Origin of the sequence: Bradyrhizobium sp. Ce-3 (genome assembly GCF_022835695.1) — a bacterium.
Classification (GTDB): Bacteria; Pseudomonadota; Alphaproteobacteria; order Rhizobiales; family Xanthobacteraceae; genus Bradyrhizobium.
In genome coordinates this window covers 573,924-594,685 of the sequence record NZ_BQUV01000002.1, presented here as the reverse complement: position 1 = coordinate 594,685, position 20,762 = coordinate 573,924, and the positions used below count along the sequence as shown (strand labels likewise).

The 20,762-nt window shown below is 65.0% G+C and carries 19 protein-coding genes; 6 read left to right on the top strand and 13 right to left on the bottom strand.

The window, feature by feature from the left end; all coding sequences use genetic code 11:
• Window positions 1-12 precede the first annotated feature (12 nt).
• From BRSPCE3_RS09190 to BRSPCE3_RS09175, 4 genes are all read right to left on the bottom strand, one after another.
• The gene (locus tag BRSPCE3_RS09190; RefSeq protein ID WP_244065472.1) at window positions 13-1,899 is read right to left on the bottom strand and encodes a TRAP transporter large permease subunit; all 1,887 of its coding nucleotides are present in this window, start codon (window positions 1,897-1,899) and stop codon (window positions 13-15) included.
• Window positions 1,900-1,933: 34 nt separating this feature from the next.
• Window positions 1,934-2,953, bottom strand: a complete 1,020-nt coding sequence (locus tag BRSPCE3_RS09185; RefSeq protein ID WP_244065471.1) for a TRAP transporter substrate-binding protein — start codon at window positions 2,951-2,953, stop codon at window positions 1,934-1,936.
• Window positions 2,954-3,327: 374 nt separating this feature from the next.
• Window positions 3,328-3,888 carry a phosphatase PAP2 family protein gene (locus tag BRSPCE3_RS09180; protein WP_244065470.1) on the bottom strand — a complete coding sequence of 187 codons (561 nt, stop codon included), beginning with the start codon at window positions 3,886-3,888 and terminating at the stop codon, window positions 3,328-3,330.
• Between the two features lie 115 nt (window positions 3,889-4,003).
• Window positions 4,004-4,207 carry a CsbD family protein gene (locus BRSPCE3_RS09175; protein ID WP_097671907.1) on the bottom strand — a complete coding sequence of 68 codons (204 nt, stop codon included), beginning with the start codon at window positions 4,205-4,207 and terminating at the stop codon, window positions 4,004-4,006.
• 174 nt (window positions 4,208-4,381) lie between these two features.
• Between BRSPCE3_RS09175 and BRSPCE3_RS09170 the strand changes: the two genes are divergently transcribed.
• Complete coding sequence (locus BRSPCE3_RS09170) at window positions 4,382-4,870, top strand: ferritin-like domain-containing protein (protein WP_050404515.1); 489 nt, start codon at window positions 4,382-4,384, stop codon at window positions 4,868-4,870.
• 88 nt (window positions 4,871-4,958) lie between these two features.
• Here the strand turns inward: BRSPCE3_RS09170 and BRSPCE3_RS09165 are convergent, their stop codons facing one another.
• Window positions 4,959-5,666, bottom strand: a complete 708-nt coding sequence (locus BRSPCE3_RS09165; protein ID WP_244065469.1) for a L,D-transpeptidase — start codon at window positions 5,664-5,666, stop codon at window positions 4,959-4,961.
• 233 nt (window positions 5,667-5,899) lie between these two features.
• Between BRSPCE3_RS09165 and BRSPCE3_RS09160 the strand changes: the two genes are divergently transcribed.
• Window positions 5,900-7,147, top strand: a complete 1,248-nt coding sequence (locus BRSPCE3_RS09160) for a DUF763 domain-containing protein (protein WP_244065468.1) — start codon at window positions 5,900-5,902, stop codon at window positions 7,145-7,147.
• 9 nt (window positions 7,148-7,156) lie between these two features.
• Here BRSPCE3_RS09160 and BRSPCE3_RS09155 read toward each other — a convergent pair whose 3' ends face one another.
• Window positions 7,157-7,963 carry an enoyl-CoA hydratase/isomerase family protein gene (locus tag BRSPCE3_RS09155; protein ID WP_244065467.1) on the bottom strand — a complete coding sequence of 269 codons (807 nt, stop codon included), beginning with the start codon at window positions 7,961-7,963 and terminating at the stop codon, window positions 7,157-7,159.
• A 74-nt stretch (window positions 7,964-8,037) separates the two neighbouring features.
• Here BRSPCE3_RS09155 and nthA point away from each other — a divergent pair, with 74 nt between their 5' ends.
• The 3 genes from nthA to BRSPCE3_RS09140 are packed head-to-tail and all read left to right on the top strand — an operon-like array spanning window position 8,038 to window position 9,700.
• Window positions 8,038-8,667: a nitrile hydratase subunit alpha gene (gene nthA / locus BRSPCE3_RS09150; RefSeq protein ID WP_244065466.1), complete on the top strand. Its 630-nt coding sequence runs from the start codon at window positions 8,038-8,040 to the stop codon at window positions 8,665-8,667.
• On the top strand, window positions 8,664-9,323 hold the full coding sequence (nthB, locus tag BRSPCE3_RS09145) for a nitrile hydratase subunit beta (protein ID WP_244065465.1): 660 nt from the start codon (window positions 8,664-8,666) through the stop codon (window positions 9,321-9,323). Before nthA ends, nthB begins: the two co-directional genes overlap by 4 nt.
• On the top strand, window positions 9,323-9,700 hold the full coding sequence (locus BRSPCE3_RS09140) for a nitrile hydratase accessory protein (protein ID WP_244065464.1): 378 nt from the start codon (window positions 9,323-9,325) through the stop codon (window positions 9,698-9,700). The genes nthB and BRSPCE3_RS09140 overlap by 1 nt, the downstream gene beginning before the upstream one ends.
• Window positions 9,701-10,068: 368 nt before the next feature.
• On the opposite strand, the gene queC is transcribed toward BRSPCE3_RS09140, so the two are convergent.
• A complete protein-coding gene (gene queC, locus BRSPCE3_RS09135; RefSeq protein ID WP_244065463.1) occupies window positions 10,069-10,788 on the bottom strand; it encodes a 7-cyano-7-deazaguanine synthase QueC in 720 nt (239 codons plus the stop codon).
• A 128-nt stretch (window positions 10,789-10,916) separates the two neighbouring features.
• On the opposite strand from queC, the gene mazG reads away from it, so the two are divergent.
• Entirely contained in the window at window positions 10,917-11,771 is an 855-nt protein-coding gene (gene mazG / locus BRSPCE3_RS09130) for a nucleoside triphosphate pyrophosphohydrolase (protein ID WP_244065462.1), read from the top strand.
• A gap of 148 nt (window positions 11,772-11,919) precedes the next feature.
• On the opposite strand, the gene mgtE is transcribed toward mazG, so the two are convergent.
• The 6 genes from mgtE to BRSPCE3_RS09100 all read right to left on the bottom strand — a co-directional run bounded on the left by mgtE (window position 11,920) and on the right by BRSPCE3_RS09100 (window position 20,605).
• A complete protein-coding gene (mgtE, locus tag BRSPCE3_RS09125) occupies window positions 11,920-13,290 on the bottom strand; it encodes a magnesium transporter (protein ID WP_244065461.1) in 1,371 nt (456 codons plus the stop codon).
• A gap of 158 nt (window positions 13,291-13,448) precedes the next feature.
• Entirely contained in the window at window positions 13,449-14,624 is a 1,176-nt protein-coding gene (locus BRSPCE3_RS09120; RefSeq protein WP_244065460.1) for an FAD-dependent oxidoreductase, read from the bottom strand.
• Between the two features lie 43 nt (window positions 14,625-14,667).
• A complete protein-coding gene (hflX, locus tag BRSPCE3_RS09115) occupies window positions 14,668-16,062 on the bottom strand; it encodes a GTPase HflX (protein WP_244065459.1) in 1,395 nt (464 codons plus the stop codon).
• Window positions 16,063-16,073: 11 nt separating this feature from the next.
• Entirely contained in the window at window positions 16,074-16,322 is a 249-nt protein-coding gene (hfq, locus tag BRSPCE3_RS09110) for an RNA chaperone Hfq (protein ID WP_006020546.1), read from the bottom strand.
• A 375-nt stretch (window positions 16,323-16,697) separates the two neighbouring features.
• Entirely contained in the window at window positions 16,698-18,068 is a 1,371-nt protein-coding gene (locus tag BRSPCE3_RS09105; RefSeq protein WP_244065458.1) for a sigma-54 dependent transcriptional regulator, read from the bottom strand.
• 17 nt (window positions 18,069-18,085) lie between these two features.
• Window positions 18,086-20,605 (bottom strand): PAS domain-containing sensor histidine kinase, encoded by a 2,520-nt coding sequence (locus tag BRSPCE3_RS09100; protein WP_244065457.1) that lies wholly within the window; start codon window positions 20,603-20,605, stop codon window positions 18,086-18,088.
• Window positions 20,606-20,762: the final 157 nt, after the last annotated feature.

Genomic DNA, 20,762 nt, shown 5'->3' with positions numbered 1-20,762 from the left:
TCCGCTAGGTTCTCAAAGGAATCCGATCGATATCCAGGGGAAGATGGCGACGATGATCAGGCCGATCAACAGCGCCAGCATGTAGCCCCAGATCGGCCGGATACCCTCGGCCGGATCGACGCGCCCGATGGCGCAGGCGGCATAATAGCCGACGCCGAACGGCGGCGCGAACAGTCCGATGCCCATGGCCAGGATGATGATCATGGCGTAGTGCACCTCGTGGACGCCGACCTGGTGCGCAATCGGAAACAGCAGCGGCCCGAACAGCACGATCGCCGGAATGCCCTCGAGCACGCTGCCGAGCACCACGAAGGCCAGGATCGAGACCGCGATGAAGGTCGCCGAACCGCCCGGCAGTCCGGTCATCGACGCTGCCAGCGCGCGCGAGAAGCCGGACTGGGTCAGGCCCCAGGCCATGCCGGTGGCGGTGCCGATGATGAACAGGATCGCGCCCGACAGGCACGCGGTGTCGATCAGCATCGGCACCAGCCGCCGCCAGTTGAACTTGCGGTAGATCAGAAGCCCGATGACGAACGCATAGACGATGCCGATGGTCGAGACCTCGGTGGCGGTGGCGATGCCTTCGACCACCGCGTAGCGGATCACGAAGGGCAGGGCCAATGCGGGCAGGGCGAACACGAACGCCTTGCCGATCTCGCTGCCGGTGGCGCGCTGCACGTGGCTGCGATCCTCGCCGCGATAGCGCCACCACACCAGCCCCGACAGGGTGATCGCCAGCACGACGCCGGGCAAGAGGCCGCCGGTGAACAGCGCCGAGATCGAGACGCCGGTGACCGAGCCGATCGTGATCAGCACCAGGCTCGGCGGAATGGTTTCGGTCTGGGCGCCGGTGGCGGCGAGCAGGGCGACCAGATCGCCCGGCTTGGCGCCGCGCTCCTTCATTTCCGGGAACAGCACCGGCGCGACGGCGGCCATGTCGGCGGCCTTCGATCCGGAGATGCCGGAGACCAGATACATGGCGCCGACCAGCACGTAATGCAGGCCGCCGCGGACATGGCCGAGCAGGCTCGCCAGGAACGCGACCATCGCGCGCGCCATGCCGGTCATCTCGATCAGGAGGCCGAGGAAGACGAACAGCGGCACCGACAGCAGGATCAGGTGGCTCATGCCCTCGTCCATCCGGCCGACCAGCACCATCAGCGGCGTCCGCGTCGTCAGCGCCAGATAGCCGAAGATCGCCATGCCGAAGGCAAAGCCGATCGGCACGCCGGCGAACACGCAGAAGCCGACTACGCCGACGAAGAAGATGATCAGGTTAAGGTTGCCGAGCGGCCGCAGCATCGGCTGCGCCAGCCAGAACACGCCGATCAGCGCGGCCACCGTCAGCGCGGCCAGCAGGAAGGTCTTGAAATCACCCACGCGCGCCAGCCGCAGCAGCGCGAACAGCCCCATCAGGCAGGTGCCGACCGGCAGCGCCGCCGCACGCCAGGTGTTGGAGATCTGCAGCGCAGGCGTCGTGATGAAGCTTTCCTCGTAGGCATATTCATAGGCCGGATGCAGGATCAGGATCAGGAACGCCAGCGCGGCACAGGTCGCGACCACGTCGAGATAGGCCCACAGCCGCGGTCCGACGCTCGCGACCAGCGCCGTCATCCGCATGTGCTCGCCGCGGCGGAATGCGACCGCCGAACCCAGCATCGCAAGCCACAGGAACAGGATCGAGGCCAACTCGTCGGACCAGATCAGCGGCGCGTGCAGCACGTAGCGCGACACCACGCCGGCGAACAGGATGACGACCTCGGCGACGACGAGGATCGCCGCCGGAATTTCGACCAGCCATCCGAGCGCTGACTCGATGGAACCGAGAACGGAGCGGCGGCGAGGGGGCTGTGACGCCGCCTCGCCGGCCACGGCCGGCGTCATCTCGACATGAGCCATGGCAATCCTCCTGGCAAGCCTCCCGCCCGACCGATTAGGACAGTTTGCCGACGGACTTCTCGAGCAGATCCCAGGCCTTGTCGCCGTACTTGCCCTTCCACTCGGCGTAGAAGCCGGCGGCGCGCAGCTTGTCGCGGAACGGCCCGACCTCGGGCTGGTTGAACACGAGGCCCTTGCCGGTGAGCTCCTGCTTCACGGTGGCGTTGAGCTTCTCGGTGTCCTCGCGCTCCTTGACGGCCGCCGCATTGACGTTCTTGGCGACGATGGTCTTGATATCGTCCGGCAGCGCTGCCCAGGCCCGGCGGTTCATCAGGAACCAGAAGCCATCCCACATGTGGTTGGTCATCGAGCAGTACTTCTGCACCTCGTACAGCTTCGCCGCCGAGATCAGCGCCAGCGGGTTTTCCTGGCCCTCGACGATCTTGGTCTGCAGCGCCGAATAGACCTCGCTGAAATTGATCGAGGCGGGCGATGCATCGAACGCCTTGAACATCGAGGTCCACAGCGGCGACACCGGCACGCGGATCTTGAAGCCCTTGAGATCGTCCGGACCGGTGATCGGCTTGGTCGACGAGGTGGTCTGGCGGAATCCGTTGTCCCAGATCTTGTCCATGACCTCGAGGCCGGCCTTGTTGATCTCGCCGCGCACATAGGCGCCGAGCTCGCCGTCCATGGCCTTCCAGACCGTGGGATAATCCGGGAATGCGAAACCGATGCCGTTGATCGAGGCGGCCGGCACCAGGGTCGCCAGGATCAGGCCGGACAGCGTGAAGAACTCGACGCCGCCGGAGCGCACCTGGCTCAGCATGTCGGTATCGGAGCCGAGCTGGCTGTTCGGGAACACCTGGAGGTCAAACCGGCCGTTGGTCTCGGTCTTGATCGCCGCAGCCATCTCCCGGGCGCGTGCCACGAACGGGTGCGACTCCGGCAGGTTGTTGGCGAACTTGTAGGAGAACTCGGCCGACTGGGCGCGCGCCACATACGGCGCGCCAATTCCGCCCAGGACGGCGGAAGCGGCGGAGACCTTCAGCAGCGTGCGTCGTGAAAAGCTCATTGGGTTTGCTCCCTCGAGAGGCTTGTTGTTGTTCTGAGATGCCATCCTATACGGACCTGATGCCACGGGGTCACCAGCGATCTCTGCACAGCTGGCGCTTATTGCAGCGTCCGTACGCCGCGGCAATATCGGCTTTCTGACGAGACGAACGCGCGTGGATTGCTGTGGTGTCTGCACGAGCCGGACTAGCGACCGGGACAAGCCCGGATAGATGCCAGGCTGAGGACCCGTGCGAAGATTTCCCACTAAATATCTGATCTAATTGTAGATATAAATATTCCATAATATACCTTATGCGAATTATGGATATGGGAGTGGCCACGATCGCCCCGGCTGATGGATTTTGTGACTTGGACCTGAGCTAATCGATCGTCTCAGACCTGCTCCCGCCGCCCGTACCTCGTGACGCATCGGATCAACCGCTCGAGCAGAACCCCGATCGCCGATCCCACGACGACGTCACTGGCCCAATGCGCCAGCAACAGCACGCGCGTCGAAATCAGACAAGCGCCGAGCGCACGGACGATCCCACGTTCGCCCTCGGGAAGCTCACTCGCCGCCGAACTGATGGCGCCGACCTGAATTGCATGTCCTGACGGAAACGAGTCCTCGGCCCTGCCGGAGATCGGAATGCCGTGCAGATGACCAACGACGGTGAGCCGGTCCGGCCGCTTCTGGTTGAAGACCAATTTGAGCAGGTGCGGGACCAGGGATGCGGTCAACGCCGTGACCAGAAGATGGTCGCTCGCCAGGCGTCGCGGCTCTGGCTTGCTTCGACACCATAGCCACCATCCAAGTGCCAGGGCGCAGACGACATGCTCGTCCGCCGCCCATGTCAGGATTGAGGCGGCGCGTTCTGTTGGCGGGGTTGTGTTGCGCGAGATAACGCGCGCAATGGCAATATCCGGCTGGGTCGGTCGGACCGTGATCGGCATGGATGCCCTCGCTTAAGGCGACGACGGCATCTTTCAAACGTTTCGCATTCGCACCTGTTCCAAACGGCGCAAAGCAAAGGGCCCCGCTCAAGCGGGGCCCTGAATGCCGTAGCGGTCACCACTTCTGGCGGCCGTACCAGTCATTCACTTCCTTCGTGGCTTGATCCTTGGCATACCCGTAGCGCTGCTGCAGACGGCCTTCGAGTTGATCCTGCTTGCCGGCAATGACATCGAGGTCGTCATCGGTCAGCTTGCCCCACTGCTCCTTGACCTTGCCCTTGACCTGCTTCCAGTTGCCTTCGACACGATTCCAATCCATCGCGGCTCTCCATTTGAAAGATGAGCCGTCCAACAGACGCGCCGACGCTTCGTTCCTTGAAAGGCTTGCGGCAAAGCTACGCAATCGCGATCCGCGGGTGAACCGTCGCAGATAGGAACGAGGTTGCAGAGTGCCCGTTGTGGGTACGGATCACCCAAACTCACGGAGCTACCGATGTCGGAGAAAGACCTCAGCGCCCTCTTCCTCGATACCCTCAAGGACATCTACTACGCCGAAAAGCAGATCCTCAAGGCGCTGCCACGCATGGCCAAAGCCGCCGGGTCGGACCAGCTGCGTGCCGCCTTCGAGAAGCATCATGACGAGACCGAAGGACAGATCGATCGGCTGGAGCAGATCTTCGACCTGATGGGCAAGCCGGCGCGTGGCAAGAAGTGCGACGCCATCGAGGGTATCCTCGACGAAGGCAAGGAGATCATGGAGGAGTACGCCGACACTCCGGCGCTCGATCCGGGCCTGGTCTCCGCGGCGCAGGCGGTCGAGCATTACGAGATCGCACGTTACGGCACACTGAAGGCATGGGCCACCAAACTCAGCATGAAGGATGCCGTCAAGCTCATCGACCAGACGTTAGCCGAAGAAAAGAAGACGGATGAAGCGCTCACCAAGCTCGCCGTCAGCGCCATCAACGCCGAAGCGGCCTGAGGAGATTCGCAATGAAGCAAGCCATTCTGGCAGCTGCCCCCGGGCTGCGCGCTGGCCGAGCCGGCGCCGGGCCGCCGACGGCGTTGGCCTAGGCCGGCAGCACGATCACCTTGGTTTTGAGCGGCGTCCGCGAATAGAGGTCGATCATGTCCTGGCTGAGCAGACCGGTACAGCCGCTCGTGATGCCGTTCCCGATGGTTTCGGGGTCGCTGGTGCTGTAGATCGTGTAGAGCGTGTATGTCCCGTTTTGATAGAGGTAGAGCACGCGGGCACCGAGTGGATTGTCGAGACCTCCCGGCATGCCGCGCGCATATTTGCCCGCCTCCGGCTGGCGCGCGATCATCTCCTTGGGCGGCGTCCAGACCGGCCATTCGGCTTTGCGTCCGACATAAGCCTCGCCGCTCCAGCGGAATCCATCGCGGCCGACATTGGCGCCATAGCGGGTCGCGTTGCCCTCGCCTTCGATGCGATAAACATAGTATTTGCCGGGATCGATGATGATCGTACCGGGCGCCTCGTCGCTGTCGTAGCGCACCGTCTTGCGAAAATATTGCGGTTTGACCTTGCTGACATCGACCCCAGGGATCGGGAATTTCTCGTCGGGCACGGGCCCGTAGACTTTCTCAGCCTCGGCCAGGCTCATGTAATCGGATGCACAACCGGCCAGGCTCAGTGCGGCAACACCGGCAGCGGAGCCGAACAGAAACGCCCGGCGATTGAGAAATCTCGACCGATGCCCAGGCAGAGCGCCCTTACCCATCGCGTCGGCGTCGGCAATTCCACGGCCCATGATCATGATCCGGATTTTCCGAGCTTTTCCAGAAGTCGCAACAATCTTATGTCGGGGAAACACCCCGTTACGACACCCTTATGGAGGATTTCGCGCTTTTTTATGAAGGGAAACTTCCAAGAAAACGCTAAGGAATTCCGTTTTGTGGGGCGGTCTGATGTGTGGATTCACGACGCCCGAGGGCTTTGCCTGATAGTCTGACCCCGACTCAACGACACCAGTTCGAGGCTCGCAGACCAGTGGCCCGACGTACCGGCAGCGCCGATCTGCCTCTCCATGGTGGCCGCGTGCCGCCGTGGCTGGCGGCGCGCATGGCGACGCTGGGCGCGATCATCACGCAGGCCGTGGTTCATCATTACGGCCGCGAAGCGTTCCTGCAGCGGCTCTCGCATCCGTTCTGGTTCCAGTCGTTCGGCGCCGTGATGGGCATGGACTGGCATTCGTCTGGTATCACCACGAGCGTCATCGGCGCGCTCAAGCGCGGGCTCGCGCCAATGCAGGACGAGCTCGGCATCTATGTCTGTGGCGGCCGCGGCAAGCATTCGCGGCGCACGCCGGACGAGCTGACGGCGCTGGGCGAGCGGACCGGCTTCGACGGCGTTGCCCTCACCCGCGCCAGCCGTCTGGTCGCCAAGGTCGACAGCGCCGCGGTCCAGGATGGTTTCGAGCTCTATCTGCATGGCTTCTTCGTCACCACGGACGGCAAATGGACCGTGGTCCAGCAAGGCATGAGCGACAGCAAGCGGCAGGCGCGGCGCTATCACTGGCATTCCGAAGGCCTGCGCAGCTTCGTCGACGAGCCGCACAGCGCGATCGACGGACCATCGCAGGGCGAGATCGTCAATCTGACCGACCACCGCGCCGATGCCTCGCGCCAGGCTCAGCTCGATTTGCTCGCCGGGCTTGGTCCCGACGGCATCGCACGGGAATATGCCGGACTGACCGAGCAGGTCGAGGCACAGGGCGATCTCTTGCACCTCATCATGCCCGCGCATCACGACGTGCGCTCCAGCGATGTCTTCATCCGCCGCCTGCACGGCACCCTCGCCGCCGCCGCTGAGCGCGGGCCGCTGGACTTCCCCGAGCTGCTGTTGACCCCCGGCGTCGGCGCCCGCACCGTGGAGTCGCTCGCGATGGTCGCCGAGGTCGTCCACGGCACACCGTACCGTTTCCGCGATCCGGCGCGCTTCTCGCTGGCGCATGGCGGCAAGGACCGTCATCCGTTTCCGGTGCCGATCAAGGTCTATGACGAGACCATCGGCGTGCTGAAATCGGCGGTGATGCAGGCCAAGCTCGGCCGCGACGAGGAGCTGCAGGCGCTGAAGCGGCTGGATGACCAAGCCCGTCGCCTCGAGCGGACCGCGACCGGCCCGTCGTTCGATGCTTACGTCGCCAATGAGCGCGCGCGTTCGCCTGACCTCGACGGCCGCTCGGTGTTCGGCTGGGAGGCCGACCTCGCCGGCCGCGATCGCATCACCAAGCGCTAGGCACGCCTCTCAGCGCCCCCTGAAGCGCGGCTTGCGTCGTCCGAGGAACGCCGCGACGCCTTCCTTGTGGTCGTCGGTCAGGCTCGCCAGCGCGAACTGGTCGAGATCCATGTGGCTGGCGAGATCGTCGAGCGCATGCGCCAGCCGGTTGACCGTCAGCTTGGTCATCGCCACCGAGATCGGAGGTTGCGCGGCGACCTTGGCCGCGAGCGCCATCGCTGCTTCATAGGATTTGCCCGGATCAGTCACCTGCTCCACCAAACCCCATTGATAGGCTTCCTCGGCCGAGATCCGGTCATCGGCCAGGATCACCGCCTGCTTGGTGCGCGCCGGGCCCATCAGATGCAACATGCGCGGCACGCTCTGCCAGCTCATGTTCATGCCGAGCGCGATCTCCGGCACCCGTAGATGCGCGTCGCGCGCCATCACCCGGAAATCCAGCGCGACCGCGAGCGCCACGCCTCCGCCGACACAAAAGCCCTCGATCGCGCCGATCGTGACCTGCTCCATCTCCTGCCAGGCGCGCGTCAGCCGCGGCCCGAGCTTCAGGTGACGGCGCAGCGTGCCCATATCCATGGTCTGGCGTGAGCGTCCTTCGGCATCCTTGAGGTCGAAGCCGGCGCTGAACGATTTGGCGCCGCCGGTCAGCACCACCACCGAGGTGTCGCCATCGTCCTCGAAGCTGCGCGCCGCATCGGTCAGTTGCCGCAGCGCCTGCGGCGACAGCGCGTTGATACCGTCGCCGCGGTCGAACCGCACCACCGCGATGCGGCCCTCCGGTCCGAGGCCCTTTTCGATCGTCACATCGTCAACCACGCATACCTCCCCGCTCGCATTGTTGTGTACTGCTTGCCTCGACATAGCACGGCCATTTCGCCTATTCTCTGGGCATGAGCGAACATGATCATCACCACCACGATCACGACCATTCCGAACTGTCGGAGACCGAACTGCGCGTCCGCGCGCTGGAATCGATCCTGACTGAAAAGGGCTATGTCGAGGCTGCCGCGCTCGACGCCATCGTGCAGGCCTATGAGACCAAGATCGGCCCGCACAACGGCGCCAGGGTCGTCGCCAAGGCCTGGAGCGATCCCGCCTTCAAGCAGGCGCTGCTCGAGGATGCCACCAAGGCCGTCGGCACGCTCGGCCACGTCAGCCGGGTCGGCGACCATCTGGTCGCGATCGAGAACACGCCTGGCCGCCACAACATGGTCGTCTGTACCTTGTGCTCCTGTTACCCCTGGGAAATGCTCGGGCTGCCGCCGGTCTGGTACAAGGCATCGCCCTATCGTTCCCGCGCCGTAAAGGATCCGCGCGGCGTGCTCGCTGATTTCGGGGTCAGCCTGCCGAAGGAGACGGAAATCCGGGTCTGGGATTCCACCGCCGAGACGCGCTTCCTGGTGCTGCCGATGCGGCCCGCGGGGACCGAAGGCTGGAGCGAAGAGCAACTCGCCGATCTCGTGACGCGCGATTCCATGATCGGCACCGGCTTCCCGAAGACGCCGGGAGCCCCGTCATGAACGGCGTCCACGACATGGGCGGCATGGACGGGTTCGGGAAAGTCGAGCCCGAGCCGAACGAGCCGATGTTCCATGAGGAATGGGAATCGCGGGTGCTCGCCATGGTCCGCGCGATGGGCGCGGCCGGCGCCTTCAACATCGACGCCTCGCGCTTCTACCGCGAGACCCTGCCGCCGCAGGTCTATCTGTCAAGCTCGTATTACAAGAAATGGTTCCTTGGGCTGGAAGCCCTGCTGCTCGACAAGGGCTATATCTCCAAGGACGACGTCGCATCCGGACATGCCGTCGCGCCGGCAAAACCGCTCAAGCACGGCAAGTTCTCGATGCCCGATGTCGAGCGCATCATGGTGCGCGGCAAGTTCGGCCGCCCCGCGCCGGCGGCTGCGAAATTCAAGGCCGGCGATCGGGTGCGGGCGAAGAACATCCATCCCGCCACCCACACGCGGCTGCCGCGCTACGTGCGCGGCCATGTCGGGGTGGTCGAGCGCGATCATGGCTGTCACGTGTTTCCCGATACGGTCGCCAACGACGCCGGCGAGCATCCGCAATGGCTGTACACCGTCGTGTTCGACGGACGCGAGCTGTGGGGACCGGACTCCGATCCGACCATCAAGGTCTCGATCGACGCGTTCGAGCCGTACCTGGAGGCGGTGTGATGGATGCCGGCGCCGCCGCGCGCGCGACCAGCGCGGTCTCCAGCATTCCGCGCGATCAGGACGGCCCGGTGTTCCGCGCGCCGTGGGAAGCGCAGGCCTTCGCGATGGCGCTGACGCTGCATGACCGCGGCGTGTTCACCTGGCCCGAATGGGCCGCAGCCCTCGCCGACCAGATCAAGCGCGCGCAGGCCGCCGGCGATCCCGACACCGGCGAGACCTACTACCAGCATTGGCTGGCAACCCTCGAACACCTCGTCGCCGCCAAGGGCGTCACGACGCACGAGACCATGCACCGCTACCGCGACGCCTGGGACCACGCCGCCGACCGCACCCCGCACGGCCAGCCGATCGTGCTGACGCCGGCGGATTTCGAGTAGCGCCGAATGCCGTGATCACCTGCGTGTGCGAATGATGACAGCGCGTGGTCGGGCGCTTTGAATCGCGCCCCCATCCTCATCGTCGTCCCGGCGAAGGCCGGGACCCATAACCCCAAATGCAAATTGTTAAGCGATGCTGGAACGACGGGTCCCACCTACAACGCCTGCCGCGGCGTATGGGTCCGGGACGACACTGAATTTGCTGGCTCGCGACGCACGCCCCACGATTTCGGAATAATGGAAAAATATCGCTGAGTTGCCCGACGTGTCAAGCGTTCCGTGTCGAACGCCGGCAGCCGACGGCTACTGTGCATGGGGTTGTTTTCGATATTTTGGCAGTGCGCCCCTGCGCACCACTGTCAGCCCGGTTACGGGCCGCCCTGCGCGACATACTCCCGCCAGCCCTTGGCCCGCAGGCTGCAGGCCGGGCATTCGCCACAGCCATAGCCCCAATCGTGCTGCGCGCCGCGTTCGCCGAGATAGCAGGTGTGCGAATGCTCGCGGATCAGATCGACCAGCCCTGCCCCGCCGAGCTCATGCGCGAGCCGCCAGGTCGCGGCCTTGTCGAGCCACATCAGCGGCGTGTGCAGCTCGAAGTCCCTGGCCATGCCGAGGCTGAGCGCGGACTGCAGCGCCTTGATGGTCTCGTCGCGGCAATCCGGATAGCCGGAATAGTCGGTCTCGCACATGCCGCCGATGATGTGGCGGATGCCGCGCCGGTAGGCCAGCGCCCCGGCGAAGGTGAGGAACACGAGGTTGCGGCCGGGCACAAAGGTGTTGGGCAAGCCGTCCGCGCCCATTTCGATCGCGACGTCGCGGGTCAGCGCGGTATCCGAAATCTCCGACAGCGTCGGGATCGCCAGCGTGTGGCTGTCGCCGAGCTTTGCCGCCCAGTCCGGGCGCAGCGCCCTGATGCCGTCCAGCAACCGGTCGCGGCAGTCGAGTTCAATCGCATGGCGCTGGCCGTAGCTGAAGCCGAGCATCTCGACGCGCGCAAAGCGGTCCAGCGCCCAGGCCAGGCAGGTGGTGGAATCCTGGCCGCCGGAAAACAGCACCAGCGCCGTGTCGAAATTGGTTTGATCGGTCATGGAACGCGATTTAGCACCTGATAACGCCGCGGCCAATCCGTGGACAGCGCCGCGTTTCCGACGTGTTTTGCTGGGATCGGAGAGGCCATTTTGGCATAAAGCCGATACCCCTCTGATGCCGGTGCCCCATGACCCCTTCCCGCGACATTTCCCGCCTGATCGAGATCATGGCCGCGCTGCGCACGCCGGTGACCGGCTGCCCGTGGGACCTCGAACAGAACTTCGAGACCATCGTGCCGTACACGATCGAGGAGGCCTATGAGGTCGCGGATGCGATCGCGCGCGGCGATTTCGAGGACCTGCGCGAGGAGCTCGGCGACCTGCTGCTGCAGGTGGTCTATCACGCACAGATGGCGGAAGAGCGGAACGCGTTTGCGTTTGGAGACGTGGTCGAGGCAATCACGAAGAAGATGATCCGCCGTCATCCGCACGTCTTTGCCGACAAGGACGGCAACATCCAGCCCGCCGGCGTCAAGAGCGCCTGGGAGCGCATCAAGGCCGAGGAGAAGGCCGAGCGCGCCGCGCGGCGCCCGCCCGAGGACACCGCGCATAAATCCCTGCTGGCCAGCGTCAAGGCCGGCCTCCCTGCCCTGACGCGCGCGATGGAGCTGCAGCGCAAGGCATCGACCGTCGGTTTCGACTGGAACAACCCGCGCGCGGTGCTCGCCAAGATCCGCGAGGAGGCCGACGAGATCGAGGCCGCCCTCGACCGCAACGACAAGGCCGAGATCACGGAGGAGACCGGCGACCTGATGTTCGCGCTGGTCAACCTCGCCCGCCACGTCGACGCCGATCCGGAGACCGCGCTGCGCGCGACCAACGCCAAGTTCGAGCGGCGGTTCGCCTATATCGAGCAGACGCTGGCTGCGAAGGGACGATCGCTCGATGGCGCGTCGCTGGAAGAGATGGACGCGTTGTGGAACGAGGCGAAGACCGCAGTTACCGCCGTCGTCCCGGCGAAGGCCGGGACCCATACCGCGTGATCTAACAATAGGCCGACGGTGCCAGTCCCAGCCCATCCGGAATTGCGGCTGTGCTCAACAACGAGGGCCGGTGGTTATGGGTCCCTGCTTTCGCAGGGACGACGGTGAGTTTGTGGATGTAGCGTAGCGATCCTGCCCTGCAAACTCTTTACAACAGCGTCCCACGCAGGATGACGGCCGCAACGCCGAAATAGATCACGAGCCCCGTCACGTCGACCAATGTCGCGACGAACGGCGCTGATGCGCTCGCCGGGTCGAAGCCGATGCGCTTGAGGATGAAGGGCAGCATCGAGCCGCACAGCGAACCGAAGGTGACGATGCCGACCAGCGCGGCGCCGACGGTGGCGGCGACCAGCACCCAATGCGGGCCGTAATCGAACAGGCCGAGCGTCTGCCACAGCGTGATCCTGACGATGCCGATCAGGCCGAGAATGGCGCCGAGCACGATGCCGGTCGGCAGTTCGCGCACGGCGACACGCCACCAGTCGCGCAGCCGCACCTCGTGCAGCGCCAGCGAGCGGATCAAGAGCGAGGTCGCCTGCGAGCCGGAATTGCCGCCGGAGCTCATGATCAGCGGGATGAACAGCGTCAGCACGATCGCCTTCTCGAGCTCGCTCTGGTACGACTGCATCGCGGTTGCGGTCAGCATTTCCGACAGGAACAGCGCGCACAGCCAGCCGGCGCGCTTCTTGATCATCTCGCCGAAACCGATCCGCAGATAAGGTTCGTCGATCGCTTCCATGCCGCCGAACTTCTGGGCGTCCTCGGTCGATTCCTCGACGATGGCGTCGATCACGTCGTCGACCGTGACGATGCCGAGGATGTGGCCGGGGCCGTCGACGACCGCGATCGCGAGCAGATCGTAGCGCGAGATCAGCCGCGCCGCCTCCATGCGGTCGGCCTCGGGCGCGATCATCAGCGGCTTGCGCGCGGGCGCTGCGGTCAGCACATTGGCATGCGGATCGGCCGAGATCAGGCGGCGCAGCGGCACCGCCTGGATCAGCGTCTTCTTGGCCGGGTCGATCACGAAGATCGAGTAGACGGTCTCGCGGGTGCGCTCGACCATCCGGATGTGATGCAGGACCTCGGCGATGGTCCAGTTCGAGGGCACGCTGACGAATTCGGTCGTCATGATGCTGCCGGCGCTGCGCTCGGGATAGGCCAGCAGCCCCGAAATGACGCTACGGGTCTCCGGATTGAGGCCGTTCAGCAGCGTGGTGCGCAGCGGCTCGACCAGTTCCTTGAAGATGTCGGCGGCGCGGTCGTCGGAGACGCCTGAGAGCAGCGACAGCGCGGTGTCCTGGGGCAGCTCGGCCAGGATCTCGCAGGTGTTGTCGAGCCCGGGTAGGTCGAGCACCTCGATCGCCTTCTCGGCGGGAAGCGATTGCAGCAGCTTCGCCGCCTCCTCCGGCTCCCGGGCGTTGAGAGCATCGACGATTTCAGGGGCCCGCGCGTGGGCGAGATCCCCGTTCTGGCCGGCGAGCGTGTCGTGGGTGATGGTTTCGCTGGTGTCCTGCATCGATCGGCCTCGGCTTTGCGTCCAGCAGCGCAATGAACCAAGGCGGCGCAGATTTCAAACGGAAAGTGCGGCGGCACGTCGCAGCCGCATCGGAGTGAGGCCGCGTCACGGCCTCGTCATATTTCGGGAGATTGCAAGGCGCCGTGCCGGAGCGCCGATCAGGCCCGGCTGAACAGTTTCGCGGCGTCTTCCACCGCCTGGCGCGCGGCGGCGAGGTCTGGCGTCTCGTTGTCGTCGTTGAAGCCGAAATAGTCGTTCTCGCCGACCGGCTGGACGACGATGCCGTCGCGCCGGCCGAGGACGCTGAGGTTACGGTAGAAGACCCCGTAATTGACATCCGGCTGGGGAATGAGCCAGGCGATCTGGCCGCGCACCGGAACGATGCTCTCGTCCTGAAACAGCGCACGGGCGCCGTAGCCGGTGCAGTTGACGACGACGGTTTCGCGGATCTTCGACAGATCCGACGGCGTGTGCAGTTCGATCGGCACGAACAGCCCGCCGGCGCGCTGAAACTCAGCTTCCAGTTGACGGTAGAGATCCGTGACATTGTAGGTGAGCGAAGCGCTCTTCCACGCATACGGCGCGGGAAACGGATTCGATCCGGCGGCCAGCAGCTCCCATCGCGGCGTCAGCGACCTGATCCGGCCGCGCAGTTCGAGGAATTTCTTCTGGCCCTCGCCCGCGGCATGCTGACGCCGGTGCGGACGGCCGTCGGCATCGGGCGCATCGTCGGAGAGCAGATAGCGATCCGTCCATTCGATCGGATTGCCGGCAAGGCCGAGATAGCTTTGATGGGTGGCAAAGGTCGTCCGTGCCATCCGTTCCCAGCGCTCGGCAAAGTCCGGTGCGACATCCGCTTCCATCGCGATCCGCGAGTCCGGCGACCAATCCCCGGTCGCGCGTGCCGAGCGCACCTGAGGGAAGCGCTCCTTGGCGTAGATCGTGACGGCCGCGCCCATCCGCTGGGCGGTGATCGCCGTCGTCAGACCGATCGCACCGGCGCCGAGGACGGCGACGTTGCGCGCGCTCAATTGCAAAGCGAGCGGCACGGCCTCCTGCGCGGCGCCCCAGGACAGCGACCAGCCGCTACCGCCGTGTCCGTAATTGTGCACGACATATTTGCTGTCGATCCATTCCGCCTCGATGCGCGGACCGGAGGCGCGGAACGGACGCAGGCATACGGTGACACGAAACATGCGGTCCGGACGCGCAAGCACCGGCCGGAGCGCGGGCGCGTCGACGAAGGCCGCGGTGTCGGCGACCGCACGCGTTGAAATGCCCGCGACCGCAGCGCTCGCCAGGCCGCCGCCGAGAAATGCTCGACGATTGAACATCGGTCCCCCTTCGATCCCCTTGCCGCCGCGGATGTCCGGGACGTTACGTCCCGTGCGGCAGAGCATCGAATCGTGACATGACGATGTCGCGCTTGGTCTCGTCGACGCGCACCGTCATGTCGAAGCGCTCGCCACGGAGCTCCTTGGTCAGGACCTCGGCATTGCGATGCAGCCAGCTGATGCCGGCGCCGTCGGCGGCGTCGATCGAAAGATTGAGCGTGATGCGCTTGGCCGCGAGGCGATCCTCGATCGCTGACAGCAGCGCCTCGATCCCCTCGCCGGTTGCGGCCGAAACCAGGAAGCATGGCCGCTCCGGCGGCCGGCGCGCGGCGATGTTGCGCAGATTGTCCCGCTCCTCGGGATCGAAGCGGTCGATCTTGTTCCAGACCTCGATGATACGCTGGCCGCCGTTGGCGTCGGGATCGATGCCGAGCTGACGCAGCACGCCCTCGACGTCGCGCTCCTGCGCTTCGGCATCTTCATGCGAGATGTCGCGGACATGCAGGATGATGTCGGCCTCCAGCACCTCCTCCAGGGTGGCGCGGAACGCAGCCACAAGCTGGGTCGGCAGATTGGAGATGAAGCCGACGGTGTCGGACAGCATCGCCTTGCCGCCATGCGGCAGATTGAGCGCGCGCAAGGTCGGATCGAGCGTCGCAAACAGCATGTCGGCGGCCTGCACGTCGGCGCGCGTCAGGCGGTTGAACAGCGTCGACTTGCCGGCATTGGTGTAACCGACCAGCGCCACCACGCGGTACGGCACGCGCTGGCGGCCGGCGCGATGCAGCCGCCGCGTCGCCTGCACCTTCTTCAGCTCGTTCTCAAGCCGCGTGATACGGTCGCCGATCAGGCGGCGGTCAGCCTCGATCTGGGTCTCGCCGGGGCCGCCCATGAAGCCGAAGCCGCCGCGCTGGCGCTCGAGATGGGTCCACGATCGCACCAGCCGGCTGCGCTGGTAGTTGAGATGCGCGAGCTCGACCTGCAGCGCGCCTTCCTTGGTCTTGGCGCGGCGGCCGAAGATCTCCAGGATCAGGCCGGTGCGGTCGAGCACCTTGGTGCTCCAGGCCTTCTCGAGATTGCGCTGCTGGATCGGCGACAGCGCGCAATCCATCACCACGAGCTCGACCTCGTTGCTGGCGACGAGGCCGTTGATCTCCTCGACCTTGCCTTTGCCGAGATAGGTCGCAGGCCGGATCTGGCTGATCGGCGCAATGACGGATTCCACCACGGTGAGGTCGATCGCAGCGGCGAGGCCGGCAGCCTCCTCGATCCGCGCTTCGTAGTCGCGGATAGAGGATTCCGTTTGCGCATCGCCGTCGCCACGGCGCGTGCGCAGGTACGGGCCGATGACGATCACCCGCCCGGTGCTGCTGTTCCCCGCCGACCCGGGCCTAGACTTGGTCCGTTCGGCGCCCCCTTCACGACTGAAGGGTTCCAATCAGTTCACTCTCAAGCCGGTGCGTCCTCGCCACCTTCGAACAGCTGAATCGGAGCTCCGGGCATGATGGTCGAGATCGCGTGCTTGTAGACAAGCTGCGAGTGACCGTCGCGCCGCAGCAGCAGACAGAAATTGTCGAACCACGTGACAATGCCCTGCAGCTTTACTCCGTTGACCAGAAAGATCGTCAGTGGCGTCTTGGTTTTACGAACGTGATTAAGGAAGGTGTCTTGTAGATTTTGTGCGCGGTCTGCCGCCATTGTTTTTGTCCCGCAAGCTTGTGCTTCTTTTTATTGAACCGGTTGTTGCTCTCTAACGGAGCCTCCTCCGGCTGCCCACCTGCCCTGAGATCCCCCTCTGGCAGGCGTAGCGGTAGGATTAGAGGCCACGCGCGGTTTTTAGGCAAGCCGGTTCGCAGTGCAGTCCGTAGGAACACGGTGGCAATTCTAAGAACGGGCAAGGAAAGAGACGAATATTCTCGTGGAGAGTGGATAAATCCCCGGTTGTACCAGTCCAGCTCTCACCTCGCCGGCCGTCCTCCCCGGCCCTCTAGCCTGGTCCGGCTTCCCCGGCGGCCATCGCCGGGGCTTCGCTCCAGGCCCGCCGGCCACCACTGGTCGGGGGCCGTCCCGGGGTCAGCCGACCCCGAGTGCCTTGAGCTTGCGATGCAGCGCCGAGCGCTCCATGCCGACGAACTCCGCCGTGCGCGAGATGTTGCCGGAGAAGCGGCTGATCTGGGCGATCAGATAGTCGCGCTCGAACACTTCGCGCGCTTCGCGCAGCGGCAGGCCCATGATGTGCTCGCCATTGTTGGAGGTCGGCATCGCCGGCACCATCGAGCCGACGTCCTGCGGCAGCATGTCGGCGGTGATGATCGCCTCCGGCCCGCCGCCGGCGAGAATCATCACCCGCTCGACGTTGTTGCGGAGCTGGCGAACATTGCCAGGCCAGACATGCGACTGCAGCACGGCCATCGCGTCCTGCCCGATCTGCCGCTTCGGCAGGCCGGTGGCGGCCGAGATCTGGTCCATGAAATAGTCGATCAGCTCGGGGATGTCCTCGCGACGCTCCGACAGCGGCGGCACCCGGATCGGCACCACCGAGAGGCGGTGGTAGAGGTCCTCGCGGAAACGGCCCGCGCCGATCTCCTCCTCCAGATTGCGCGCGGTCGAGGAGATGATGCGGACGTCGACGTGCACCTTGCCGGTGCCGCCCTGGCGCTGGAAGGTCTGATCGACCAGCACGCGCAGGATCTTGTTCTGGGTCTCGCGCGGCATGTCCGCGATCTCGTCGATGAACAGCGTGCCGCCATGCGCTTCCTCGAGCGCACCGGCCTTGCGCTGCTGCTCACCGTTCGATCCCTCGATGCCGAACAGCTCGATCTCCATGCGCTCCGGCGTGATCGCAGCCGCATTGATGACGACGAAAGGCCCCTCGGCGCGCCCGGAAGCATGATGCAGCGTCCGCGCGGCGAGCTCCTTGCCGGCGCCGGAGGGACCGACGATCAGGATGCGGCTGTTGGCCTTGGCGGCGCGGTCGATGGTCTGGCGCAGCTGGTTCATGCAGGCCGAGCGGCCGGTCAGGACACTTGCCGCGGGCGCCAGCTGCTTGAGCTCCTTCACCTCGCGCTTCAGCCGCGAGGTCTCCAGCGCGCGCGTCGCGACCAGGATCAGCCGGTCCGACTTGAACGGCTTCTCGATGAAGTCATAGGCGCCGCGCTTGATCGCGGCGACAGCGGTTTCGATGTTGCCGTGGCCGGAGATCATCACGACCGGCAGATCGGCATTGTCCTTCTTGATCTGCTCCAGCAGCTGCAGGCCGTCGAGCTTGGAGCCCTGCAGCCAGATGTCGAGGAAGACCAGGTTCGGGCGGCGGTTGGCTATTTCGGCGAGCGCCGAATCACTGTCGCGCGCGGTGCGCGTGGAGAAGCCCTCATCGTCCAGGATCCCCGCAACGAGGTCGCGAATGTCGGCTTCGTCGTCGACAATCAGAATGTCACTGGCCATGGGTTACACCTGCCTTGTCAGTCGCTCGTCGCGGCTTTGAATTTTGGCACTTTGATTTCTGGCTCTTGGATTTTCGGCTCTCGAGCATCTGGCTCTTGATTGTTTGGTTGTTGCTGAACGGGTTGTCGGCTTGGTTCTTGGATTTTTGGTTCATTGTTGGTCGCCTGTGCCGGGCCGTTGGTCGGCTCTTCCTGCGGATTTTTTTTGCTGCTGGGATCGATCTTGTCCGGTTTTGCGCCCGGTTCTTGGTCCTTACTCTCTGGTTTCGTCTCAGGCTTCGCCTCGGGCTTGGCCGCCTGGCCTGTGACGGAAAAGCGCAGCCGCATCCAGGCACCGCGCTGGCCCTCACGGAAATCGGACGCGTCCTTGAGCTCGATCCGGCCGCCATGGTCCTCGAGGACGCGGCCGACGATCGCAAGTCCAAGACCGGTGCCCTTCGCCCGCGTGGTGACATAAGGCTCCAGCAGGCGCGCACGCGCGACCTTGGGCAGGCCGATGCCGTTGTCGACGACGTCGATCAGGATGTCGTCACCCTCGCGCTGCGCAACGACGTCGATGCGGCCCTTGCCGAGCTCTTCGGGCGGCACCTGCTCGATCGCCTCGGTGGCGTTCTTGATGATGTTGGTCAGCGCCTGCGAGATCAGCCGGCGGTCGAACTGCGCCGGCAGCGGCGACTGCTTGATGTCGGCCTCGATGTCGAGATCGGGATGCGCGACCTTCATCAGGAACACGGCCTGGCGCACCACGTCGGCGACGTCCTCGCCTTCCATCACGGGTTTGGGCATCCGCGCAAAGCGCGAGAACTCGTCGACCATCCGCCTGATGTCGTCGACCTGGCGCACGATGGTGTCGGTGCACTGCTCGAAGATCGACTTGTCCTTCTCCTCGGTGATGGTCTTGCCGAACTTGCGGCGGATCCGCTCGGCGGAGAGCTGGATCGGGGTCAGCGGGTTCTTGATCTCGTGGGCGATGCGGCGCGCAACGTCGCCCCAGGCCGAGGTACGCTGCGCCGAGACCAGTTCGGTGATGTCGTCGAGCGTGATGATGTAGCTGTCGCGCGACTGGCTGGTCTGCTCGGCCGAGACGCGAACCGACAGGTTGCGCTCGTTGCCGTCGCGCAGGATCGTGACCTGCCCCTGCACCAGCCGCTGGGTTCCCTCGCGCGCAGTCTTCATCATCTCGTCGAGCTCGGGCAGCACGTCGGAGAGCGGATGACCGAGCGTCTCCGACTCGGCGTGCCCGATCAGCTTCTCCGCCGAACGGTTGAGCACGCCGATGGTGCCTGACGCATCGACCCCGATGATGCCGGCAGACGCCGACGACAGCACCGCCTCGATGAAGCGGCGGCGGCTGTCGATGGTCTCGGAGGCATCGACCAGCTCGTTGCGCTGGGTGCGCAGCTCCTGGGTCATCTTGTTGAAGATCTCGCCGAGCAGCGCGAGGTCGCTGGCCGATTTGTGGACCGGCACCTGGACGTTGAGATTGCCGGTCGAGACCTCGCTCGCCGCGCCCATCAGCTGTCGGATCGGCGACACCAGGCCGTTGGCGAAGTTCAGCCCGATCAGCACCGAGGCCATCAGGATGGTCAGCGCGATCACCGCGAACATCAGCGCGAACGCGACCTGGATGCCGAGCCTTCGGGTCTCGAGCTGGGCATATTCGGCGGCGCTGGTCTGGGTCTGCTTGAGCTGGGCGACGACGGCCGGATCGAGCAGGCGCGCCACGTAGAGGAAGGTGTCGTCGAAGGTCTTGAGGCGAACCACGGAGGCGACATAGCTCTCCGGGAATACCGAGATTTCCGGATCGGTGTCGTTGACCTTGCTGAGGAAGTCCGGCGGCGGCAGTGCGTAGCTCAGATTGATCCCGGTCTCGGCGCTCTCCAGGATGTGGCCGTCCTTGTCCATCAGCACCACGACCGGCAGGTTGCGGGCGGCGGCGGCGGCGGTCAGGAACTCGCGGAACGAGAGGCGGTCCTGGTCGTAGAGCGGGGTCAGCCGCGCACGGGAGATGTCGTTGGCCATCCCCAGGATGTCGCCGCGGATTAGCTGCGCATGCTCCTGCATGTAGGCGCTGGCAATGGTCAGCGAATTCTGGATCACCTCCTTGGTGGGACCCGAGAACAGCCGGTCGAGGCCGCGCTCGATGGTGACGTTGGCCACGATCGAGACCAGCACGGCGGGCAGGACCGCGATCACCGAGAACAGGCCGACGATCTGCACGTGAAGCCGCGCCGCCGCCCGGCCGCGCCGCCTCGCCTGCACCATCTGCCAGACTTCCCGGACGATGATGCCGACCAGCAGCAGGATGGTGCCGGCATTGATCATCAGGAAGGAGCGGACCACCTCGGGCGTCGGCTCGATCGGGGTCAGGTTGGTCAGCACCACGAAGGTGAGGAAGCCGGACAGCAGCGCGAGGGCGATGGCGAACGGCGCCAGCCAGCGCCGCAAGGGGAAGCCACGGGCCTCCGCTCCGGCCTCTGCATTGGGCTCGGCCGGGGGCGCGTGTAACGTTGAAGCGGTGGTCTCTGCGCTGGTCATACCGGCAATTGAGCTGAGTGCGATCGCCCGCGGGAATTGCGAACTGATGCAATCATATCACAATGTTGCCGAATTGCGACATTTCCGCGGCGCAACCCGCAGTGCGGCGCCGTGTCCTCAAAACCATTTGTGACTACTCAATAACGGTAGGCGATGG